The 20,065-nt window shown below is 69.7% G+C and carries 18 protein-coding genes; 15 read left to right on the top strand and 3 right to left on the bottom strand.

What is annotated here, in order from left to right; all coding sequences use genetic code 11:
- Positions 1-161 precede the first annotated feature (161 nt).
- The 13 genes from ACTJKK_RS09565 to ACTJKK_RS09505 all read left to right on the top strand — a co-directional run bounded on the left by ACTJKK_RS09565 (position 162) and on the right by ACTJKK_RS09505 (position 14,668).
- On the top strand, positions 162-1,130 hold the full coding sequence (locus ACTJKK_RS09565; RefSeq protein WP_247957050.1) for a tripartite tricarboxylate transporter substrate binding protein: 969 nt from the start codon (positions 162-164) through the stop codon (positions 1,128-1,130).
- Positions 1,131-1,195: 65 nt separating this feature from the next.
- On the top strand, positions 1,196-1,735 hold the full coding sequence (locus tag ACTJKK_RS09560; protein WP_440747813.1) for a tripartite tricarboxylate transporter TctB family protein: 540 nt from the start codon (positions 1,196-1,198) through the stop codon (positions 1,733-1,735).
- Positions 1,732-3,387, top strand: coding sequence for a tripartite tricarboxylate transporter permease (locus tag ACTJKK_RS09555; protein ID WP_440747812.1), 1,656 nt, complete (start codon positions 1,732-1,734; stop codon positions 3,385-3,387). The genes ACTJKK_RS09560 and ACTJKK_RS09555 overlap by 4 nt, the downstream gene beginning before the upstream one ends.
- A complete protein-coding gene (locus ACTJKK_RS09550; protein ID WP_440747811.1) occupies positions 3,384-4,253 on the top strand; it encodes a dihydrodipicolinate synthase family protein in 870 nt (289 codons plus the stop codon). Before ACTJKK_RS09555 ends, ACTJKK_RS09550 begins: the two co-directional genes overlap by 4 nt.
- A gap of 211 nt (positions 4,254-4,464) precedes the next feature.
- Entirely contained in the window at positions 4,465-4,908 is a 444-nt protein-coding gene (locus ACTJKK_RS09545) for a DoxX family protein (protein WP_247624341.1), read from the top strand.
- A gap of 302 nt (positions 4,909-5,210) precedes the next feature.
- Positions 5,211-6,500, top strand: coding sequence for an ABC transporter substrate-binding protein (locus ACTJKK_RS09540; RefSeq protein ID WP_440747810.1), 1,290 nt, complete (start codon positions 5,211-5,213; stop codon positions 6,498-6,500).
- A gap of 80 nt (positions 6,501-6,580) precedes the next feature.
- Entirely contained in the window at positions 6,581-7,546 is a 966-nt protein-coding gene (locus tag ACTJKK_RS09535) for a carbohydrate ABC transporter permease (RefSeq protein ID WP_440747809.1), read from the top strand.
- On the top strand, positions 7,543-8,415 hold the full coding sequence (locus ACTJKK_RS09530) for a carbohydrate ABC transporter permease (RefSeq protein WP_440747808.1): 873 nt from the start codon (positions 7,543-7,545) through the stop codon (positions 8,413-8,415). Before ACTJKK_RS09535 ends, ACTJKK_RS09530 begins: the two co-directional genes overlap by 4 nt.
- Before the next feature lie 29 nt (positions 8,416-8,444).
- Positions 8,445-9,278, top strand: coding sequence for an SDR family oxidoreductase (locus ACTJKK_RS09525; RefSeq protein WP_440747807.1), 834 nt, complete (start codon positions 8,445-8,447; stop codon positions 9,276-9,278).
- Entirely contained in the window at positions 9,272-10,192 is a 921-nt protein-coding gene (locus ACTJKK_RS09520) for a dihydrodipicolinate synthase family protein (RefSeq protein ID WP_440747806.1), read from the top strand. Before ACTJKK_RS09525 ends, ACTJKK_RS09520 begins: the two co-directional genes overlap by 7 nt.
- A gap of 124 nt (positions 10,193-10,316) precedes the next feature.
- Complete coding sequence (locus tag ACTJKK_RS09515) at positions 10,317-11,300, top strand: LacI family DNA-binding transcriptional regulator (protein WP_440747805.1); 984 nt, start codon at positions 10,317-10,319, stop codon at positions 11,298-11,300.
- 213 nt (positions 11,301-11,513) lie between these two features.
- Entirely contained in the window at positions 11,514-13,040 is a 1,527-nt protein-coding gene (locus ACTJKK_RS09510) for an FGGY-family carbohydrate kinase (RefSeq protein ID WP_440747804.1), read from the top strand.
- A complete protein-coding gene (locus tag ACTJKK_RS09505; protein WP_440747803.1) occupies positions 13,037-14,668 on the top strand; it encodes a fucose isomerase in 1,632 nt (543 codons plus the stop codon). Before ACTJKK_RS09510 ends, ACTJKK_RS09505 begins: the two co-directional genes overlap by 4 nt.
- Before the next feature lie 91 nt (positions 14,669-14,759).
- Here the strand turns inward: ACTJKK_RS09505 and ACTJKK_RS09500 are convergent, their stop codons facing one another.
- Positions 14,760-16,058 carry a glycoside hydrolase 5 family protein gene (locus ACTJKK_RS09500; RefSeq protein WP_440747802.1) on the bottom strand — a complete coding sequence of 433 codons (1,299 nt, stop codon included), beginning with the start codon at positions 16,056-16,058 and terminating at the stop codon, positions 14,760-14,762.
- A gap of 162 nt (positions 16,059-16,220) precedes the next feature.
- Positions 16,221-17,564, bottom strand: a complete 1,344-nt coding sequence (locus tag ACTJKK_RS09495) for a DUF2252 domain-containing protein (protein ID WP_440747801.1) — start codon at positions 17,562-17,564, stop codon at positions 16,221-16,223.
- Positions 17,565-17,613: 49 nt separating this feature from the next.
- Between ACTJKK_RS09495 and ACTJKK_RS09490 the strand changes: the two genes are divergently transcribed.
- Positions 17,614-18,099: a GNAT family N-acetyltransferase gene (locus ACTJKK_RS09490; RefSeq protein WP_440747800.1), complete on the top strand. Its 486-nt coding sequence runs from the start codon at positions 17,614-17,616 to the stop codon at positions 18,097-18,099.
- 42 nt (positions 18,100-18,141) lie between these two features.
- Here the strand turns inward: ACTJKK_RS09490 and ACTJKK_RS09485 are convergent, their stop codons facing one another.
- A complete protein-coding gene (locus ACTJKK_RS09485; protein ID WP_247624354.1) occupies positions 18,142-18,729 on the bottom strand; it encodes a hypothetical protein in 588 nt (195 codons plus the stop codon).
- A 121-nt stretch (positions 18,730-18,850) separates the two neighbouring features.
- Between ACTJKK_RS09485 and ACTJKK_RS09480 the strand changes: the two genes are divergently transcribed.
- Entirely contained in the window at positions 18,851-20,065 is a 1,215-nt protein-coding gene (locus ACTJKK_RS09480; RefSeq protein ID WP_440747799.1) for a glycosyltransferase, read from the top strand.

The raw sequence follows: 20,065 nt of genomic DNA, 5'->3' as shown, positions 1-20,065 counted from the left end.
GCCGTCCCTCCTACGGTCTTTCTCCTGCCATCCTCGCATCCGAACGGGCCGAGTGGTGAGGGCGCGCGGAGGTGAAAACTCCGACAGTGTTGACTGTTAACAGTCAACACTGTTAGCCTCACGGTGTCGACAACACGGTCGACCCACGTAGAGGAGCAAAGATGCCCCGCAAGCGCATCACCCGGGCGGCCGCCGCACTCGCCGCCCTCGCAGCCACCGCTCTCGTCGTCTCGGCCTGCACCAAGGTCGAAGAGGGCGAAGATGCCGCGTCGGCATTCCCTGAGAAGGACATCCGCCTGATCATCCAGGCCAACCCCGGCGGCGGATCCGACCTGTCGTCGCGCGCCCTCGCGACCGAGCTCGAGAAGATCCTCGGCGTCAGCGTCATCCCCGAGAACATGCCCGGTGCGGCCGGAGCCCTGGCCATGGAGTACGTCGGCTCGCAGGATGCCGACGGCTACGTGATCGGCTTCGCCCCGGTCGAGATCGCCATGCTCAACACCACGCAGGGCGCCAACGTGCTGCCGGAGGACTTCGACCTCCTCGGCCAGATCATGCTCGCCCCCGGCGTCATCACGGTCGGCGCGAACAGCGGAATCGAGACCCTCGAAGACCTCGTCGCGCAGGCGAAGTCCGGCCCCGTGACCGTCGCCAACTCCGGCGCCGGCTCGATCTGGGAGGCCGCGACCGTCGGCCTCGGCACCGCGACCGATGCCGACTTCACCCCGGTCCCGTACGACGGTGGCGCGACCGCCGTCGCCGCTGCGGCATCCGGTGAGACCGTCGCCGCCGTCTCCGGACTCGGCGAAGCGCTCGCGCAGGGCGACGCCGTGCGCATCCTCGCCGTGATGAACGACGAGCGCCACCCCGACGCCGAAGACGTCGAGACGGTCGAAGAGGCCATCGGCGACGACGTCGTGTTCGGTGGGTGGGGCGGAATCTACGCGCCGAAGGGTCTGCCCGACGACGTGAAGGAGACGCTCGAGGCCGCGGTCAAGGAGGCCGTCGAGTCCGACACCTACCAGCAGTTCCAGGCGGATGCCGGCAACCTCGTCGTCTACCGCGACTCGGCCGAGTGGACGACCTTCGTCGACGACCAGTTCACGCTGTTCCAGGACCTCCTGGGCTGAGAGCACTCCTGCGGGGCCGGCGTCCGTCGGCCCCGCAGCGCACCCCCTCCAACGAAGGAGAACCCATGTCGACCCCCGACATCGCCGCCGACGCGGCATCCGCGGACGAGTACGAGGGCGCACCCGCCTCGCGGGGCCTCGAGATCGCGTTCGGCGTGGTCGCCCTCGCCTTCACCGCGGGCTACCTCTTCCTCTCCACGCAGATCCCGCTGCGCCGCGAGGCCGCTCCCGGGCAGATCGACGCCCGATTCTGGCCCCTCGTCATCGGCGTCACTGGCGTGGTCATCGCGATCGCGATCCTCGCCATCGCCCTCACCCGGCCGGCACCCACCCGTGAAGACCTCGAGCGCATCCAGCCCGGCGGCTACCTGCGCGTCATCGCCACGCTCGCGATCACCGGCGCCTTCATCGCCCTCTGGTCGCTCGGCACGGTCATCCTGTTCGGCTACCGCATCGAGGTGTTCCCGGTCGCGGCCGCCCTGCTCATGGCCGCCCTCATGCTCCTCTACGGCCACCGCCGCTGGCTGAGCCTCGTCATCTACTCCGCCTCCGTCACGGCGTTCGTCTACGTCGTGTTCGGGATGCTCCTGAGGATTCCCCTGTGAACGCGCTCATGGAGGGGCTGAACTCGCTCCTCGACATCTCGATCCTGCTCTACATGGGCGTCGGGCTCGTGCTCGGCTTCATGGTCGGAGCCTTCCCCGGCATCACCGCGACCATGGCCGTCGCCCTCGCCGCGGGCTTCACGATGACCCTCGAGCCCGTGCAGGGCCTGGCGGTGCTGCTCACCATCTACGTCGCCGCCAACTTCGGCGACCGTGTGCCGTCGATCCTCATCAACACCCCCGGCACCCCGGCATCCATCGCCACCACCCTCGACGGGTACCCGATGGCGAAGCAGGGCAGGGCCGGACTCGCGCTCACGATCTCGGCGATCGTCTCGGCCGTCGGCATCCTCGCCTCGCTCGTGCTGTTCTCGGTGGCCGCCGTGCCGATCGCCAGCTTCGCCCGCGACTACTTCAAGTCGCCCGAGCTGTTCGCGCTCGTCGTCTTCGGGATCTCGATCATGATCGGCATCTCGTCGAAGTCGATGCTCAAGGGCATCCTCGCCGGGCTCTTCGGTCTCATGCTCGGCAGCGTCGGCACGTACGCCGCGACCGCCGACCAGCGCTTCACCTTCGGGGTGCTCGAGCTCGTCGAGGGCGTCAACTTCATCGCCGTGATCATCGGTCTCTTCGGCATCGCCGAGCTGTTCGACCAGCTGCTCACGCACAAGAAGTCGCACGTGCGGCCGATCTCGAGCCTCGGTCGCTGGTGGCCGAACAGGTCCGAGCTCAAGCAGTCGGGCCGCGCCACCGCGGTCGGCGGCGCCGTCGGCCTCGGGGTCGGACTCATCCCGGCCGCGGGCGGCGACATCGCCGGCCTCATCGGATGGGAGCGGGCGCGCAAGGTCTCGAAGCACCCCGAGATGTTCGGCAAGGGGTCGATCGAGGGCGTCGCGGCATCCGACACCGCCTCCAGTGCCACGCTCGGCGGATCGCTCACCACCACGATGGCGCTCGGCATCCCCGGCGACTCCGTGATGGCCGTCATGATCGGCTCGATGATCATCTGGGGTATCACCCCCGGGCCCACGCTGTTCACCAACCGCCCCGACCTCGTCGTCTCGATCGTCGGCATCATGCTCGTCGCGACCATCCTGTCCCTCGTGCTCAGCCTCATCCGCATGAAGGGAATGGTGAAGCTGCTCGACGTGCCGCAGCCGTACCTGTGGAGCGGCATCCTGATCTTCTGCATCATCGGCACCTACGCGACCTCGAACAGCCTGTCGACCGTCGTCACGATGCTCGTCTTCGGCGTCGTGGGCGTGCTGCTCAAGCGGATGCAGGTGCCGGCCGGCCCCGTCGTGCTCGGTCTGCTGCTCGGCCCGCTCGCCGAGGAGAACCTCGCCCGCACCCTCGCGATCCTCCCGACGCGCCCGTTCTTCGAGGTCGTCAGCCCGATCGCGATCGTGCTGCTCGCCCTCGCGGTGCTCTCGATCGTGATGCCCGCGATCCGTGCCGCCCGCAAGCCGCGCGCCGAGCGCAAGTCGCTCGAGGACTCGATCCTCGACGACGAGAGCCGCCAGCAGATCGAGAAGGCGCACGACGAACTCGCCGCGAACCCCGACCTGCTCACGTCGACCGTGCGCAACGTCGACACATCCCCCCGCGCGCTCCGCAAGGCGCGCAAGAACTCCAAGGAGAACGAGAAGTGACCCGCTACGACATCCTGACCGCCGTCCCCACCGCGTTCCACCGCGACGGCAGCCTCGACCTGGAGGGGTCGCGCGCGATCTTCCGCTTCGTCGGGCAGTCGGGCAACGAGGGCGCGTTCATCCTGGGCACGACGGGGGAGTTCCCCGCGGTCGACGTCGAGGAGTTCCGGGCGCTCGTCGGTGCGGCTCTGCATGAGCTCGCCGACAAGATGCGCGTGATCGTGCACGTCGGCCAGCCCAGCACCTTCGAGGCCGTGCGCCTGGTCGAGATCGCCCGCGGACTCGGCGCGACCGAGTTCGCCGCCCTCACCCCGTACTACCTGAAGTCGACCGACGACGCGATCTTCGACTACTTCCAGGCGGTGTCGGATGCCGTGGGCGACGGGCGCCTGTACGTCTACATCTACCCGGCGCGCAGCGGCAACACGGTCTCGCCCGAGCTGCTCGTGCGCCTCGCGGCGCTGCCGAACATCGTCGGCGCGAAGCTCAGCGAGCTGTCGCTCGACGAGATCGCCGCGTACCGCGCGGTCGTGCCCGCCGATTTCGACCTGTACACGGGAGCCGACCGCGACCTGATCGCCGCCGTCGGCGCCGGGGCGCAGGGCGTCGTCTCGGGTGTCTCGTCGGTCACGCCGAAGCCGTTCCGGGCGCTCGCGGATGCCGGGCGCTCGGGTGATGCGGGAGCGATCGCCGCCGCCCAGACCGCCGTCGACGACGTGGTGTCTCTGATCGGCGGAGACATGGCGCGCATGAAGGAGGCGTACCGCGTGCTCGACGTGGTCGACGCGTACTGCCGCATGGCGATCGCGGAGCCGACCGAGGCCGAGCGCACCGCCGTCGCCGAGGTGGTCACCGCGCACCGCTGAGTGTCTCGTGTGGGGCGCTTCGACAGGCTCAGCGACCCAGCCGCATGGGTCCCTGAGCCTGTCGACGGGCCTGAGGAACTGGGTCCCTGAGCCTTGCCTGCGGGCCCCGCCCACAGGAAACCGAAAGGTGGCCTTCCTAGCGTCGAAGACGGGTTCCCCTGCCCGCTCCGCGCCTGGCGCGCGGTGTCCTGCCACGAAGGAAGGCCTCCTCATGACGAACACCACCGCCCACACCTCCGCCGCGACCGCGTGGGGACTCCTCGTCCTCCGCGTCGTCGTCGGCGGCATCTTCTTCGCCCACGGCGCGCAGAAGATCTTCGAGTACACGCTCGCCGGAACCACGCAGAGCTTCGCCGGGATGGGCGTGCCGCTGCCCGAGATCGCTGCCCCCTTCGTCGCCTTCCTCGAGCTGATCGGCGGGGCGATGCTCGTGCTCGGCCTCTTCTCGCGCCTCGCCGGCATCCTTCTGGCGGTCGACATGGTGGTGGCGCTCGTGCTGGTGCACCTGCCCGCGGGCTTCTGGGTCGGCGAGGGCGGCTACGAGTTCGTCGCCCTGCTCGGCGCCTCCGCGCTGGCGATCGCCTTCACGGGTGCCGGACGCTTCTCGGTCGACCGCGGCGTGCTCCGCGGGCGCGCCCCGGCCTGGCTCGCCTGACCTCAGAGACGGAACGACGGATGCCGCGGGGCTCAGCCCCCGCGGCATCCGTCGTTTTCCGTCTGTTCTGCACGTGAGGGGTCAAGACACGCCGCAATGCTCCCGCGAGTCGCGGCGTGTCGTGACCCCTCACGGAAGTTGACGCCTCCGCACGCTGGTTCACAGCCGCTGAGGTTGCGTAACCATTTTGTGCTTGACAGGGGGAAGACTACGAAGTTATCTTTATGAAACCGATTTCACGCATCCCGAGCGAGGAGTCGGCTGCATCGTCGCAGAGAACTTGCTGGCCAAAGGAGTGAACAGTGAAGTCGAACCCCCTACACCCGTCCCGCAACGCACGCGCGCTGCGGATCACCGGCCTCGCCGCCGTCGCCGCCATCGCCCTCGCGGGCTGCGCATCGGGCGGAGAGAGCGATGCCGGAAGCGCCGGAGGAGAACTGACGTTCTCGAACTGGCAGTTCCTCGAAGACGGCAAGGGTCCCATCATCTGGGATGCCGTCAAGGGATACACCGGACCGAACGACGACATCGAGCTCACCAAGGTCGAGATCCCGTTCGCGAACTACGCCGACAAGCTCAGCACCGAGCTCGGTGCCGGTGGCGGGCCCGACGTCATGGTGCTGCAGGACAGCCAGTTCGCCTCGCTGGTGGATGCCGGCGTGCTCGAGCCCCTCGACGACATCGCCGACGAGCTCGGAGACGACCTCAACAACACCAACGAGGCGGGCGTCTTCGACGGCGGGCAGTACGGCTTCAACTGGGAGCGCCCGACCTACAGCACCGTCATCTACAACAAGGACATCTTCGCGCAGCTCGGACTCGAGGTGCCGACCACGTTCGACGAGTTCCTCACCACCGCGCAGACCATCAAGGACGAGCTGGGCATCGCCGGCTGGGCGGGTCGACACCAGACCGCCGAGATCGACGGCTGGACGCTCGAGATGGCCAACTGGATCTACGGGTTCGGCGGCGAGCTGAGCGACGGCGATGCGCTCACGATCGACCGCGCCGAGAACGTCGAGGCCGTCGAGGCGTTCCTCGAGACCTTCGCCTCGGGCGTCGCGCCCATCGGCGATGACGCGTCGACGTTCCGCGCGAAGTTCGGCCAGGGCCAGGTCGGGATGCTGTTCGAGAACTCGGGCGTCGCGACCACCATCACGAGCAACCCCGACAACGCCGTGAACGGGCAGAACATGGGCGCGGCTCCGCTGCCGCTGGCGAACCCCGGCTCGAACTCGCAGCTGATCATCGCCGTCAACGCGAACAGCGACAACAAGGAGGCCGCGAAGGACTTCGTGCGCTGGGTGCTCGGCGAGGAGGGGCAGACCGCGATCCGTGCGGGCCTCGGCGCCTCGGCCATGGCGACCGACGTCGAGCCGGATGCCGCCTTCCTCGAGGCGAACCCCTGGGCGACGCAGTTCCTCGAGGCCGCCAAGACCTCGAAGTCGACGCTCGTCGAGGGCTTCGAGACCGAGAGCAAGGTCATCTGGCGCGAGGTGCTCACGGCGATCGAAGACCTGCGGGTCAACGGCGGCGACGTGAAGGCCAAGCTCGCCGAGGTGCAGGAGACCCTCGAAGCCGAACTCGGCTGAGCACTCCGAGGGGCGGGCGGTTCTTCTCCCGGCCGCCCGCCCCTCGGCCACTCCCGCGACACGCGAAAGGACACCCGGCCATGGCCACCCCCACGCTCGAGGCGCCGCAGACCGCGCCCCCTGCCTCGCCGCCGAGGCGTCGCCGCGACAGCGGTGCGATCTCGCGCTTCATCGAGCGCAACGGCGCCTACCTCTTCCTCTTCCCGGCGATCGCCTACCTGGCGATCTTCACGGTCTTCCCCCTGATCCGCGGCGTGCTGCTGTCGTTCACGGCCACCAAGCTCGTGAACCCCTCGGGTGGGCGCCCGGTCGGTCTCGAGAACTACGACTATCTGCTCTCGAGCGACAAGTTCTGGACCTCGGTCGCCACGACCCTCCTCTACACGTTCTTCACCGTCGTGTTCTCGGTCGCTATCGGCACTGCCGGCGCCCTGCTGCTCAACACCGCGTTCAAGGGCCGGGGCATCATCCGCGCGATCGCGACGATCCCGTGGGCCGTGCCCACCGTCGCCGCCGCCCTCATCTTCGTGTGGATCTACAACAACGAGCAGGGCATCCTGAACCGCACCACCAGCGCACTGGGGCTCGGAGAGCACGGCTGGCTCGTCGATCCGCAGTACGGGCTCTTCGCCGTCACGCTCGCGACGGTCTGGAAGCTCACCCCGCTCGTCATGCTCGTGATGCTCAGCGCCCTGCAGAGCGTGCCGCACGAGCTGCGCGAGGCGACCTGGGTCGACGGCGCGACGCGCTTCCAGTCGTTCCGCGCCGTCACCCTCCCGCACATCATGCCGACCATCCGCGTCATCACGCTGCTCATGACGATCTGGTCGATCCGGCGCTTCGAGATCATCTTCCTCATCACCGGCGGCGGACCGCTCGACGTCACCAACACGCTCGTGGTGAACGTCTACCGCACCGCATTCCAGGACCAGAACCTCGGGCGGGCCGCCGCGATCGGCGCCCTCGGCCTCGTGCTCTCGCTGCTGGTCACGGTCGTCTACTTCATCGTCGAGCAGATCCAGGAACGTCAGGAGAGCCAGCGATGACCACCGTGCGCATTCCCACCGACCTCCCGCGCCGCCGCGGCGTCGCCGCCAAGTTCGGCAGCCTCGGCAAGGCCGCGCTGATCACCCTGCTCGTCGTGTTCGCCGGCTTCCCCGTCTACTGGATGCTGTCGACTTCGCTCGGCACCGAGGCCTCGCTGTACGGCGGATCGCAGCCGCTCGTGCCCGAGGTGCAGAACATCGGGCAGTGGGGCGGGTTCCTCGCCGACATCCCGATCTTCCGCTGGCTCGGCAACTCCTTCGTGATCGCCGCGGGCACCACGATCCTCAGTCTGGTGCTGGCGACCATGGCCGCCTACGCGCTCAGCCGCTACAGGTTCCACGGCCGCGGTGTCGCCGGGTTCATCTTCTTCAGCACCCAGATGCTGCCCGAAGCGCTGATCATCGTGCCGCTGTACGCGATCTTCGCCGGGGCCGGGCTGCTCAACAGCCACTGGGGCCTCGTGCTCGCCGACACCGCGTTCGTGATGCCGGTGGCGATGTTCATCATCAAGAGCGGCATCGACAAGATCCCCTACGAGATCGAGGAGTCGGCGCGCATCGACGGTTGCTCCCGCCTGCGCATCCTGACCACCATCGTGCTGCCACTGGTCATGCCGAGCATCGCGGCCGCCTCGGTCATCGCGTTCTTCGACGGCTGGAACGAGTTCATGTTCGCGAACACGTTCATCTCGTCGAGCGATCTGTGGCCGGCATCCGTGGGTCTGTCGTCGTTCCTCGGCCAGTTCTACACGCCGATGAACGTCGTGATGTTCTGCGCCCTGCTGTTCGCCCTGCCCGCGATCATCTTCTTCCTGTGGGCGCAGCGCGGCATCGTGTCGGGGCTGACCGCCGGATCCGTCAAGGGCTGAGCGCCCTGCAACCTGGAGTATCGAAAGACATGTCTGAAGGATTCGACCCGCTGTTCTCCGTGCGCGACAAGGTGGTGGTCGTCACCGGCGGCTTCGGCCAGATCGGCGCCGAGTTCGTGCGCGAACTGCACGGGCGCGGTGCGCGCGTCGCCGTCACCTCCCGCCGCGAGGTGGCCGACCCGGCGGCGGAGCTCGGCATCGCCGACCCCGACGGCCGGCTGCTCGCGGTCGCGATGGACATCACCGACCAGCAGAGCGTGGATGCCGGATTCGACCGGGTGCTGGAGACCTGGGGCGTGCCGACGGTCGTGGTGAACAACGCGGGTCTCGACACCCAGCCCAGCGCGCCGCCCGAGGTCTCGGGCCCGTTCGAGCAGTTCCCCGCGGAGGTGTTCCGCGAGGTGGTCGACACGAACCTCGTCGGCACCTTCCTCGTCACCCAGGCGGCCGGTCGTCGGATGCGCGACGCCGGACTCGGCGGCTCGATCGTCAACGTCGGATCGATCTACGGCATGGTCTCGCCGGTGCAGGACATCTACGCCTACAAGGCCGAGCAGACCGGCATCCCGTTCATCAAGCCGGTCGCGTACTCGGCCGCGAAGTCGGGCCTCTACAACCTCACCCGCTATTGCGCGACCTACTGGGGGCGCGCCGGCATCCGTGTCAACACGCTCACGCCCTCGGGTGTGCGCCGCGACACGCAGGACGCGACCTTCCAGGCCAACTACACCGCCCGCATGCCGATCGGACGGATGGCCGAGGCGAACGAGTTCAACGGCGCCCTGGTCTTCCTCGCCTCCGACGCTTCGACCTACATGACCGGGTCGAACGTCGTCGTCGACGGTGGGTGGACGGCATGGTGAACGACCTGCTGGGTACCCGGCTCTTCATGGCCGCCGTCACGCCGATGCGTCCCGATGAGAGCGTCGATCACGCGGCGCTCGCCGCGATGCTCGACGGCGACATCCGCCGGGGCGTCGAGGGCGTCTACGTGTGCGGCTCGTCGGGGGAGGGCGTGTTGCTCTCGGAGTCCGAGCGCATCGCCGTGGCCGAGACCGCCGTCGCCGCCGCCGCGGGGCGCGTGCCCGTCGTCTCGCACGTGGGTGCGATGTCGACCGGTGAAGCGGTGCGCATCGCGCAGGCCGCGAAGGATGCCGGGGTCGGCGCGATCTCGATGATCCCGCCGCTCTACTACGGCTACTCCACCGACGACGTCGTGCGGCACTTCCGCACCGTGATCGACGCCGTCGACCTGCCGTTCGTGCTCTACAACATCCCGCAGTTCACCGGCCGCGACATCTCGGAGGGCGGCTTCGACGAACTGCTCGCCCTGCCGCAGGTGATCGGCGTCAAGCACACCTCGCGCAACCTCTACGGCGCCGAGCGCATCCTGCACCGCTTCCCGCACCAGACGCTCATCAACGGGTTCGACGAGTTCTACCTGCCGGCGCTGTCGATCGGTGCGCGAGGAGCGATCGGCACCACCGTCGCGCTGCAGATCGAGCTCTTCCTGTCGCTGCGCCGCCGGTTCGAGGCGGGCGACCTCGCCGGGGCTCGCGCCGTGCAGGTGCGCATCAACGACACGGTCGAGGCGATGGTCGAGGTCGGCGTCTTCGGCGCCGCGAAGTACCTCGGCGGCAAGGCATCCGCCCTGTCGCTCGGCGACTGCCGTTCGCCGCTGCCGCGCCTCGACGATGCCGCGCGCGCCCGACTCGACGAGGTGCACGCACGCCTGCAGCAGCACATCGCGACGACCGCCGCCGAGGACGCCGCCTGACCCCGCCCGCGTGCATCGATCGGTGCGAAATGACGGTTCTCGCGGGCCATAACCGACGCTTGGCACCGATCGATGCACGGGCGGGGCGGATAGGGTGAAGCATCCGGGCAGCAGAGGGCGAGACATGACCACGATCTACGACGTCGCGTCGCGCGCCGGAGTGTCACCGGCGACCGTCTCGCGCGTGTTCAACGGCACCAAGGTCTCGCCCGAGAAGGTCGAGGCCGTGCGCCGGGCCGCCGCCGATCTCGACTTCACGCCCAACCGTGCCGCCCGCAGCCTGCGCACGCAGACGTCCGAGGTGATCGCGCTCGTCATCCCCGACATCGAGAACCCGTACTTCACCGAGATGGCCCGCGGCGTCGAAGACGTCGCGAGCGAGGCGGGGTACTCGGTCGTGCTCTGCAACTCCGATTCGCAGCCCGACAAGGAGTCGACCTACCTGCAGATCGCCATCGCCGAGCACATGTCGGGCGTCATCATCGCCGCGGCATCCGACGCGACGAACCTCGACAGCATCCTCGCGACCGGTCGCCCCGTTGTCGCGGTCGACCGCGCCACGCGCTATGACCTCGACGGCGTCGTGATGGCGAACCGCGAGGCGGGCGTCGCGGCGACCGAGTCGCTGATCGCCGCCGGCTACCGCCGCATCGCCTACATCGGTGGGCCGGAAGACATCGACACCGCCGCCGATCGTGCCGCCGGGTGGCGGCAGGCGCTGACGGATGCCGGGCGGGAAGCCGACATCGCGGCACTGCAGCGGTTCGCGACGTTCCGGGTCGACGGGGCGCGGGCGGCGATGGAGGAGCTGTTGGCGCTCCCCGAACCGCCGGATGCCGTCGTCGCCGGTAACAACCTCATCGGCGTCGGTGCGATCCAGGTGCTCACCGAACGCGGGCTGACCCCGCCGGCCGTGGGCGTCGCGGTCGTCGGATCGCTCCCGTTCACGACGCTGTCGCCGACGGCCGTGAGCCTCGTGCGCCTGCCGGCGCGGCACATGGGCGTGACGGCCGCCCGCATGCTGCTCGAGCGCATCGCGGGGGATACCCAGCCCGCTCGCACGGTCGTGCTGCGCGGCGAGACGCAGCGCGCGAGCTCGACCCGCTAGTCGCCCCTTCGTCTCGTCGCTGCGCTCCTCGCTCAGGAACCGGTTCCTGAGCGAGCGAAGCGAGACGAAGGGCCGCCCGGGGATGCTTCGACAGGCTCAGCACCCCAGGAGTGGGTGTCCCGGCCGAGACTGACTACGCAACCACAGATCCCACTTGCGATCTGAAATCGATTTCACATATCCTGAAACCGAGCGTGATCAAGGAGGACCACCATGCGATGCACCCTCGGGGTCGACGTCGGCACATCCAGCACCAAGGGCGTGCTCACGGCATCCGACGGCACGATCCTCGCCACCGCCACCCGCGCGCACGACGTCTCGCGTCCGCGCACCGGCTGGGTCGAGATGGATGCCGCGATCTGGTGGGACGAGTTCGCCTCGATCGCCCGCGAACTGATCGCCGTCCACCCGGATGCCGAGATCTCCGCCGTCGGCGTCAGCGGAATGGGTCCGTGCATCCTGCTCGCCGACGAGAACGACGAGCCCGTGCGCCCCGCGATCCTCTACGGCGTCGACACCCGCGCGACCGCGCAGATCGAGCGCATCACCTCCGACCTCGGGATCGACGAGATCACCCGTGTCGGCGGCTCGGTGCTCACCTCGCAGGCGGGCGGCCCGAAGATCGCATGGATCGCCGAGGAGGAGCCGGATGCCTGGGCGCGCGCCCGTCGCCTCTTCATGCCGGCGTCGTGGCTCGCCCGCAAGCTCACGGGTGCCTACGTGCTCGACCACCAGTCGGCCAGCCAGGTCTCGCCGCTCTACGACATCGAGAACGAGCGCTGGCACGCGCCGTTCTGGGGCCGCTACGCGACGGCGATCGTGCAGCCGCGCCTCGCTTGGGCGGGCGACATCGCGGGCACGGTGACGACGCAGGCATCCGAGATCACCGGCATCCCGGCCGGCACCCCCGTCATCACCGGCACGATCGACGCCTGGACCGAGGCCGTCAGCGTCGGCGCGCACGAGGTCGGCGACCTCATGCTCATGTACGGCACGACGATGTTCCTCGTCGCGACGGGCGAGGAGACCCTCCGCACCCCGTCGATGTGGACCACCGCCGGTGCCTTCCCCGGCACCCGCAATCTCGCGGGCGGCCTCTCGACCTCGGGCGCGCTGACCGCCTGGCTCGCAGACCTGACGGATGCCGACTACCCGCAGCTCCTCGCCGAGGCCGAGGCATCCGGGGCCGGCGCCCGCGGCCTGCTCGTGCTCCCGTACTTCGCGGGGGAGCGCACCCCGATCCAGGACCCCGACGCCCGCGGCGTGATCGCCGGCCTCACCCTCGAGCACACCCGCGGCGACCTGTACCGCGCGGCCCTCGAGGCGACCGCGCTCGGCGTGCGCCACAACGTCGAGACCATGCGCGCGGCCGGCGCCGACATCCGCCGCATCGTCGCGGTCGGCGGCGGCACGCAGGGGCGGCTCTGGCTGCAGGTCGTCTCCGACGTCACCGGGCTCGTGCAGGAGGTTCCGGCGACCACGATCGGCGCGAGCTACGGTGCGGCCTTCCTCGCCGCGGTGGCCACGGCCGAGGAGCCGCCGCTGATCACCGAATGGAACCCGGTGACCGACACGATCACTCCGAACGCCGATCTGCGCACGACCTACGACACCCTCTTCGACCGGTACGTACGCCTGTATTCGGCGACGGCCGACGTCGTCCACGAACTCGCCGCCGACCAGCGCGGCGCCACCCGCCCCACGACCACCGCATCCACCCCCGCATCGGAGGAATCATGACCTACACCCTGCCGACCCCGGCTTCCCGCCCGGCATCCGCCCCGAAGACCGCGTACCTGATCGCCTCGGGCGACCTGCGCGAAGCCGCCAACACCGGCGGTTGGCCCGTGCAGGTCGAGCTCGAGGCGGGCGTCACCGGCGTCTTCAACGACCTCGGCTGGACGGTCATCCGCGCCAACGACGTCGACCCCGCCACCGGCCACGGCTTCATCTCGAGCCAGCGCATGGGCCTCGAGGTCTTCAAGAACATCCCGACGGATGCTCCGCTCATCGTCGCCGAGGCCGTCTGGCAGTACTCGCACCACGTGCTCGCCGGGCTCCGCACGCACCAGGGGCCGATCCTCACGGTCGCGAACTTCGCGGGCGACTGGCCCGGACTCGTCGGTCTGCTCGGGCTGAACGCCGGACTCACCAAGATGGACAAGCCCTACGCCTCGATCTGGTCGGTCGACTTCACCGACGAGTGGTTCAAGAACGGCATCAAGGAGTGGACCGAGACCGGCGCCATCACCCACGACGCCTCGCACGTGCGCCCGCTGCCCGAGCTGCCCGACAGCCCCGAGAAGCAGCTGGGCGAGGCGCTCGCCGCCGAACTCCTCGCCGAGAAGGCCATCATCGGCGTCTTCGACGAGGGCTGCATGGGCATGTACAACGCCATCTTCGATGACGAGCTGCTCAACCAGACCGGCATCTACAAGGAGCGCCTGTCGCAGTCGGCGCTCTACGCCGAGATGCTCGAGGTCACCGACGACGAGGCGAACGCCGCCTACGACTGGCTGATCGACGCTGGCATGACGTTCGTCTACGGCGAGGATGCCGCCACCGAGCTCACCCGCGAGCAGGTGCAGTGGCAGCTCAAGATGTACATCGCCGCGCTGCGCATCGCCGACGACTTCGGGCTCGACGCGGTCGGCATCCAGTACCAGCAGGGACTGAAGGACCTGGTTCCGGCGTCCGACCTGGCCGAAGGCATCCTGAACTCCACCGAGCGCCCGCCGGTCACCTCGCGCGACGGCTCGCGCGTGCTGCACGAGGGTCGTGCCTTCCCGCACTTCAATGAGGCCGACGAGGGCGTCGCGGTCGACGCGCTCGTCACCGACCGGGTGTGGCGCGCGATGGGCCTCGTGCCCGACAACACCCTGCACGACGTGCGCTGGGGTGAGGACTACGACGGCCAGTTCGTGTGGGTCTACGAGATCTCCGGCTCTGTCCCCGCCTCACACCTCGGCGGATGGCAGAACGCCGAGGGCTGGCGCCAGGGCCACGTGTTCTTCCCGGCCGGCGGCGCCACGATCAACGGCGTCTCGAAGCCCGGTGAGCTCGTTCTCTCGCGCGTGTTCATCGCCGACGGCATCCTGCAGGCCGACATCTTCCGGGCATCCGTCGTCGAACTGCCCGCCGAAGAGACGCAGCGCCGCAAGGACGCCACGAACCCGGAGTGGCCGATCGCGCACGTCGTGCTGCACGGCGTCTCGCGCGACCAGTTCATGGCCCGCCACAAGGCCAACCACGCCCAGACGGTCTACGCGCCCGACGCCGAGACCGCCGACAAGGCGCTCATCGCCAAGGCCGCGATGTTCGCCGGTATGGGCATCAAGGTCAACCTCGTCGGAGACGTCGCGGTCTGATCCCCGGCCCTTCGTCTCGTCGCTTCGCTCCTCGCTCAGGAACCGGTCTTCTCCGTCGGTTCCTGAGCGAGCGAAGCGAGACGAAGGACGCTCAGACCTCCGTGTTGCGCGAGACGTACGCCGTGCGCTCGACCACCGGACGCACCAGCTCGCCGATGCCGCGCCGTTCCCGAAGCGCCGCGTCGTCGGCATCCTTCGATGTCACGAACGCGGGGTCGGCGCCGGACTCGCAGGCATCGACCCAGGCCTGGAAGATCGAGCCGCCCGGGCTCATCGCCCCGCGGCTGATCGGCGTCTCGTCCTCGTCGACCTCGACCACGATGCCGAGCGTGCGCTTCGGCGCCGGGCGGCGTTCGCGCAGCTCCGGGATGAGCTCGGCGAAGCGGCGGCCGATCGGCTTCGCCGTGCCCGTCTGGTCGACGAGGCCGAGCGTGTACTCGAGGTCGGGGAAGTCGGCGAGGTCGCGGCTCACGTCGTGCGAGCACCACCACGTCACGCCCCACAGGTCGTCGGTGCGGGCGACCGAGCGCAGCGTCGCCTCGAGGAAGTCGGGGGCCTGCTCGGGGGTGAGGCAGTTCGACGGCGCCCCGACCTCCTGCAGCCAGATCGGCTTGTGCGGGTCGGTCGCGAACGCGCGCGCGAGCTCGATCATGTACTCGGCATGACGATCGGATGCCGTCGACCGCCCGCCGTACTTCTGCGCGGTGCCGTTGAAGATCCACGAGTGCACGGTGGTCATCGCGCCGAGCCGTGAGGCCAGTGCCGGGGTGAAGCCGTGCCCGTCCATGTACCAGGCGGCGTCGTACTCGCTGTGCACGTGGCGCTGCGCGGGCGCGGATGCCTCGGCCGCGTCGAGCAGCGTCGTGATCCAGTTCGCGGCCTCGGCCTCGGTGACCGGCCAGGGCGAGGGATGCGTCTGCGCCGAGAACTGGTTCGTCTCGTTGCCGAGTGTGAAGCCCAGGAAGTTCCGCGCATCCGTCAGTCGCTCGCCCAGGCGTGCGACGAGCTCGGCCTGCCCGCTGAGCGCCTCGGGGTGCGTGAACATGTTCTTGTCGTGCCAGGTGAACAGCCACGACGGGATGAAGTCGAAGCTCGACAGGTGCCCCTGGATCACGTCGACGCTCGCGTCGAGTCCGAACTCCGCGGCGACGTCGACCACGGCGCGCACGTCGTCGACGGCTTCTTCGCGGATGAGCGTGCGGTTGGGCTGCAGCACCGTCCACAGCGGGAAGATGCGCAGGTGGTCGAGGCCGAGATCGGCGAGGGCTGCGAAGTCGCGGCGCACCTCGTCGAGGTCGAGCGACATCCACGCGTGCATCCACTTCGATCGCGGCGTGTAGTTGGCGCCGAAGCGCAGGGGGTCGGCGGGGGAGAGGGCGACGTTGTCCATCCGGCCAGCCTAGCCACGGCATCCGCACGATCGCCGACCTCGGCATCCGCACGGTCGCCGACCTCGGACGTGCGGTCGCCGACCCCGTGAGGGGTCAAGACACGCCCTATCGGATGCCGTGCGCGCGGCGTGTCTTGACCCCTCACGGGGGAACGCCGAGGGCTACCGCGCGCCGGAGAACGCCGCGAAGTCGGCGTACGACACGTCGGCGTAGGCGCGTGCCCAGTCGAGGATCGCCTCGCCGACCACGCGTCCGCCGCCGATGTAGCCGGCGACCTCGGTGGCGGTGACGCACTGGCTGTGCGCCCGGGCGATCACGGCGGCGCAGGCCTGCGCGTAGGTGACGAAGGGGCCGTCGTCGAGCTCCTCGACCTCGACCCCACCCTTCATGTCGTGGAACTGCCGCACGTAGTAGTCGGCTGCCGGTCCCCGCAGGTGGCCGAGGAACGGGTCCGACACGGCCTGGAGGATCCGCTGCATCGCGACGACCCGTGCGCCCTCGCCGTGCTCGTCGATGATGTGCTGGAGCCCCGCGGGTTGCTCCACCCGTCCGTACTCGACGAGCACGCTCTGCGAGGCCTGCTTCGGCTGCATCAGCAGGGTGCCGCCGGTGCCGTCCTGGAACAGCACGAGGTAACAGCGCGTGCCGACGCTCCCGACCCCGACGACCCGGCGGGCGACGTCGCTGACTCCGTAGTGCTCGAACAGCAGCGCGATGTCGGCGCTGGCGTTGCGGCGGTACTGCATGACGAGTTCGTGCACGATCGCGAGCACCTCGGGGCCGACCGGGCTCGTGGTGGGCTCCTGGTGCACGAAGCGGCGGCGGCCGGCGGCATCCGTCTCGGTCAGCCGGCGCACGGCGCGCTCGCCGGTGCGGCGCTGGGCCTGGCGCACGGCCCCGCGGATCGCCTTGCGGGCGGCCGGGTCGAGCAGCCCGCGCGAGGATTCGACGTCGAAGTGCGTGAAGTAGCGGGCGGTCGGGGTGAGCAGGGTCGCCCGACGGATGCCGCGGACGTACGACGCGACGGCCGCCCGCACCGCCGCGTCGATGACCTCGTCGCTGCGTCCCGTGGCCCGTCCGCCGACGACGATGCTCGCCGCGAGCCGCTTGACGTCCCATTCCCAGGGCGCCCACGCGGCCTCGTCGAAGTCGTTGAGGTCGAACATCAGGCTGCGCTCGGCCGAGGCGTAGAACCCGAAGTTCGACACGTGGGCGTCGCCGCAGGACGCGACGAGGATGCCGGAGTGCGGGGCATCCGCGAGGTCGGCCGCCATGAGCGCCGCCGTGCCGCGGTAGAACGCGAAAGGGCTCGCCGCCATGCGTTCGGTGCGCAGCGGCACCAGTTCGGGGATGCGGCTGCGGTTCTGGCGATCGAGGATGCCGAGGGGATCGCGGGGCGTCGTGGCGAGCGCGGCGAGAGCGCGGCGCGGGGTGCGCTTGCGTGAGGCGACGCCCCGATCGCGCAGTGCGTCGCGCGTGATCGGGGGCGTCCAATCCGGGGTCATGGGGTCATTGTGGCAGTCCGGCGGTGCGTACGCGTGAGAGATTTGAGGGATGATCCGTGCCGCCGACCTCCGAGGGGCGGATGCCGTCGCCGTCGGGCGCCTCGTCGAGGACTACCTCCGTCAGACCGAGAGCGAGAAGGTCGCCCACGGTGCGGCGCCGGCCCCGGCATCCGCTGCCCTGCCCGACGCCTACCGCCGCGAGGTCGACGACCCGGCGGATGCCTACGGCGACTGCCGCGTGTTCGTCGCCGAGCTCGACGGCGAGGTCGTGGGAGTGGTGGTGCTGCGACCCGATGCCGAGGGCGTCGAGATCAAGCGGCTCTGGGCGTCACCCGAGGTGCGGGGCCGGGGTGTGGGATCGGGGCTGCTCGACGCGGCGATCGCGGCCGGCTCCGGCGACGTGCGCCTGTCGGTCTGGGACTGGCGGGGCGACGTCATCCGCCTCTACGAGTCGCGCGGGTTCGTGCGCGTGCCCTCGTGGGATGCCCGTCCGGCCCTCGTCTGCATGCGCTTCTCTCCTCGTGAGGGGTCATGACACGCCGCGCCGGAACCGCGACGCGCGGCGTGTTCTGACCCCTCAGGCCGGTGGCAGGCGCAGCACGTCGGGCGACTCGCCCCCGGTGAGGTCGTCGGCGATGCGGATGCTGCGCGCCAGATCGTCGAGTGCACCGTCGAGGGTGCCGAAGCGCTCGCGCTCGCTGCAGATCGCGGTGAGGGTCACCAGGTGCGTCCCCGTGTCCCACGTGTAGGTCGTGAACGGTGGGGCGCTCGGCGACGGCGGCATCGCGACGACGAGCTTCTCGCCCGCGCCGAGCGCCGTGCGGAACGAGACCGTGTCGTCGTACTCCATCGGCATCGACGCCCGCGCGATGCGCACCTCGGGCGTGAGTTCCTGCGTCGTCGCCATCGCGACGACCAGCTCGGGGTCGGCCTTCCACGTCCACACCAGCACGCGCCCGTCAGCGCGCTTCATGAGCATGGGGGCGGCCTGGCTCATCATCCACGCGCCGAGGCGCGACCCCGGCCGCTCGGTCGCGCCGAGGGCCGCGTTTGCCTGGCCCAGCAGCATCCGGATGGCCGCCTTGCGGTGGCGTCGGCCCTTCCAGCCCAGCGAGTCGGTCACGGGGATCCACAGCGAGGGGTCGGCATCCGCAGTCAGGCGCATGTCTCCACGGTAGACGGTGTTGCCGGGAGGATGCCGGTGGGCCTCGAAGCCCCGCCCAGGGGCCTCGGGTAGAGTTGCCAGCGCCCTCCGGGGCACCCCTGGCCGCGAACCGTAAGGCAGCATGTCTGTTTCTCCCACCGACCCGACCAGCGCACCCGACACCGGGGAGCGACCGCTGCGCATCCTGATCGGCGCCGACACGTTCGCGCCCGACATCAACGGCGCCGCCCGCTTCGCCGAGCGTCTGGCCGCCGGTCTCGTGCAGCGCGGCCACGACGTGCACGTCTCGGCTCCGAACCAGGCGTACCGCCGCTCGAAGCCGCACATCGAGATCATCGAGGGCGAGCGCATGACCCTGCACCGGCTGCCGTCGGTGCGCTGGGCGCCGCACGACTGGCTGCGTTTCGTGTGGCCGTGGCGTTCGAAGCACTGGGCGCGCACCGTGCTCGACCGCGTCAACCCCGATGTCGTGCACATCCAGTCGCACATCGTGATCGGCCGCGGCCTCGCCCGCATCGCGCGCCAGCGCGGCATCCCCGTGATCGCCACGAACCACGTCATGGCCGAGAACATCCTCGAGCACACGACGATGCCGGATGCCGTCAACCGCTTCATCACGAAGCACGCGTGGGCCGACGCCAAGCGCACCTTCGACCTGACGCGGGCGGTCACCACGCCCACCCGTCGGGCCGCCGACTTCCTCGAGAGCACCGTCGCGGTGCAGAACGTGATCCCGGTGAGCTGCGGCATCGACCGCTCGCAGTACACCCCGGTGATCGCCCCGCGCGAGAAGAACCGGATCGTGTTCGTCGGGCGTCTCACGGCCGAGAAGCAGATCGACGTCATCCTGCAGGCCATGACCAAGCTCGACCCGGCGCTCGACACCACCTTCGACATCGTCGGCGGCGGCGATCAGCGCAAGCAGCTCGAGAACCTCGCGAACCAGCTCGGCCTCGGCGACCGGGTCACCTTCCACGGCCGCACCTCCGACGACGAGCTGCGGATGCTGCTCTCGCGGGCGAGCCTGTTCGTGATCGCCTCGATCGCCGAACTGCAGTCGATCGCGACGATGGAGGCCATGGCCTCGGCGCTGCCGATCGTCGCCGCGGATGCCGTCGCCCTCCCGCACCTCGTGCACCACGGTGAGAACGGCTACCTGTTCGAGCCCGGCGACGCCGACGCGCTCGCCGCGCGCCTGACCGACGTGCTGACCGCCGAGCCGGGCGAGTACGCGCGCATGCAGCAGGCGTCGCTCGACGGCGTCGCGATCCACGACATCAATCGCACCCTCGACACCTTCGAGGCGCTGTACCGCGACGCCCCTCTGCCCGAGTGA

Source organism: Microbacterium sp. 22179 (genome assembly GCF_052045715.1).
Taxonomy (GTDB): domain Bacteria; phylum Actinomycetota; class Actinomycetes; order Actinomycetales; family Microbacteriaceae; genus Microbacterium; species Microbacterium galbinum.
This window is presented reverse-complemented; position numbering and strand designations above follow the sequence as displayed.

Excerpts from the sequence above, each read along its gene's own strand:
- ACTJKK_RS09520 (WP_440747806.1), top strand. The coding sequence starts at position 9,272 with ATGGTGAACGACCTGCTGGGTACCCGGCTCTTCATGGCCGCCGTCACG.
- ACTJKK_RS09485 (WP_247624354.1), bottom strand. The coding sequence starts at position 18,729 with ATGCGCCTGACTGCGGATGCCGACCCCTCGCTGTGGATCCCCGTGACC.
- ACTJKK_RS09545 (WP_247624341.1), top strand. The coding sequence starts at position 4,465 with ATGACGAACACCACCGCCCACACCTCCGCCGCGACCGCGTGGGGACTC.
- ACTJKK_RS09495 (WP_440747801.1), bottom strand. The coding sequence starts at position 17,564 with ATGACCCCGGATTGGACGCCCCCGATCACGCGCGACGCACTGCGCGAT.
- ACTJKK_RS09525 (WP_440747807.1), top strand. The coding sequence starts at position 8,445 with ATGTCTGAAGGATTCGACCCGCTGTTCTCCGTGCGCGACAAGGTGGTG.
- ACTJKK_RS09505 (WP_440747803.1), top strand. The coding sequence starts at position 13,037 with ATGACCTACACCCTGCCGACCCCGGCTTCCCGCCCGGCATCCGCCCCG.
- ACTJKK_RS09490 (WP_440747800.1), top strand. The coding sequence starts at position 17,614 with ATGATCCGTGCCGCCGACCTCCGAGGGGCGGATGCCGTCGCCGTCGGG.
- ACTJKK_RS09535 (WP_440747809.1), top strand. The coding sequence starts at position 6,581 with ATGGCCACCCCCACGCTCGAGGCGCCGCAGACCGCGCCCCCTGCCTCG.
- ACTJKK_RS09480 (WP_440747799.1), top strand. The coding sequence starts at position 18,851 with ATGTCTGTTTCTCCCACCGACCCGACCAGCGCACCCGACACCGGGGAG.
- ACTJKK_RS09515 (WP_440747805.1), top strand. The coding sequence starts at position 10,317 with ATGACCACGATCTACGACGTCGCGTCGCGCGCCGGAGTGTCACCGGCG.
- ACTJKK_RS09560 (WP_440747813.1), top strand. The coding sequence starts at position 1,196 with ATGTCGACCCCCGACATCGCCGCCGACGCGGCATCCGCGGACGAGTAC.
- ACTJKK_RS09565 (WP_247957050.1), top strand. The coding sequence starts at position 162 with ATGCCCCGCAAGCGCATCACCCGGGCGGCCGCCGCACTCGCCGCCCTC.
- ACTJKK_RS09500 (WP_440747802.1), bottom strand. The coding sequence starts at position 16,058 with ATGGACAACGTCGCCCTCTCCCCCGCCGACCCCCTGCGCTTCGGCGCC.
- ACTJKK_RS09510 (WP_440747804.1), top strand. The coding sequence starts at position 11,514 with ATGCGATGCACCCTCGGGGTCGACGTCGGCACATCCAGCACCAAGGGC.
- ACTJKK_RS09530 (WP_440747808.1), top strand. The coding sequence starts at position 7,543 with ATGACCACCGTGCGCATTCCCACCGACCTCCCGCGCCGCCGCGGCGTC.